At 32.5% G+C, this 1,426-nt stretch carries 1 protein-coding gene and 1 pseudogene; both read right to left on the bottom strand.

Annotated elements, in window-relative coordinates:
• Nucleotides 1–268, bottom strand: a pseudogene (locus KLA_RS17190) (energy transducer TonB); the annotation flags it as partial.
• 17 nt (nt 269–285) lie between these two features.
• Nucleotides 286–1,426 (bottom strand): M56 family metallopeptidase (locus tag KLA_RS18175; RefSeq protein ID WP_034647393.1); only part of this gene is annotated, 1,141 nt, incomplete at its 5' end.

Here is a 1,426-nt window from a genome sequence, read left to right as displayed (position 1 = left end):
CTTTAAGCCAAGGAAAACTGCTCTCTGCTGCAGCTTGTGGTGAATTTGCTGTTAATACAATTTCATCTAAAACAATGGCTGCATATTGCTGTGATACTACAGTTTTAAAGACTGGCAACTTTACAAAAGGTAAAAATAAAGACACTAAAAACGTACCTATTAAATACACCCGGTTGCTTTGAAAAAAAGTCTCCTTTTTTAAAAACAAATCATAAATTGCCAAAAACAACAACTGAAATGTTACTACTAAAACTATATACTGTATCATCCTTATTTAAATTTTTATTACTTTAATCTAAAGGTAATTGGTAAAGAAAAAGGAACTTTAACCGCCTTACCATTTTCCATTCCTGGAGAAAACTTAGGCAGTCTGCTAATAATACGTGCAACCTCATTTACCAAAAGTTTATCTGGACCACGCATTTGCAAGTTTTTTACAGAGCCATCCTCTTCTATAATAAACCTAATATTTACCCTACCTTGTATTCCTTTCTCTTGAGCTTCTTCTGGGTATTCAAAGTTTTTTCTGATGTGCTCATTAAACGACTTATTAAAATTTTCTCTAGGGTTTTCTGCATTTTCATTACCAGGAAAAGCTGGTGGCGTACCTATTGTTGAAAAAGGCACTAAATCACCTTCTTCTTTATCAAAAATACCTGAATTATTTGCTTCTTCATTGCTTGAATACTTAATAAGCTTAACGTCAGAATTTGTTTGTATTGTGCTTGGATCTGCAGAGTAACCTACAATAACAACCTCATCTAAGGCCTCTACCTCATCAACACTACTTTTTGCCTCTACTGCATCTATTTCAGCGTCATTTTCTGTTTCACAAGAGGTATAGAATAACATACCTGCAACTAATGGCACCAATGCTAAATATTTTAACTTTAAAACTTTACCAGATTTTGATTTTTGTAACATAACTATTCGTTTTTTAATTAATGATGATTTATAAAAATGGTTAATGAATGAGATATTTTTTGTCTCAAAAATTTGAGACAGCAGCAACTCATACTGTTCTTTTTTACTCGTTTTTTTCACTTTAGAGTCGGCTATAAACTCGTGTACTTCTGCTATTCTGTTTTGGTAGACATACACTAGTGGATTAAACCAAAGGGCGATGCGCATTACCTCAAAAAATAATAAATCTAAAGTGTGTTTTTGCTTAACATGCACTAACTCGTGCTCTAAAATGCCTTCTTCGTTTTCTTTTGTAACCGCATCGCCCATAAAAACAGTATTGTAAAATGAAAAGGCATTATTGCTTTTAGGGATTGTAACTTTTATATAGTCTGTGAATTTTTGCTTTTCTCCCGCTTGCTTCAATTTTATAATTTGATAAATTTTATAAACAAATAAAGCGAATGATATTACTGCTCCAATTACAAATAACACTTTAAGCCAAGGAAAACTGCTCTCTGCT

The sequence above is a fragment of the Cellulophaga geojensis KL-A genome (assembly GCF_000568425.1).
Classification (GTDB): domain Bacteria; phylum Bacteroidota; class Bacteroidia; order Flavobacteriales; family Flavobacteriaceae; genus Cellulophaga; species Cellulophaga lytica.
This window is presented reverse-complemented; position numbering and strand designations above follow the sequence as displayed.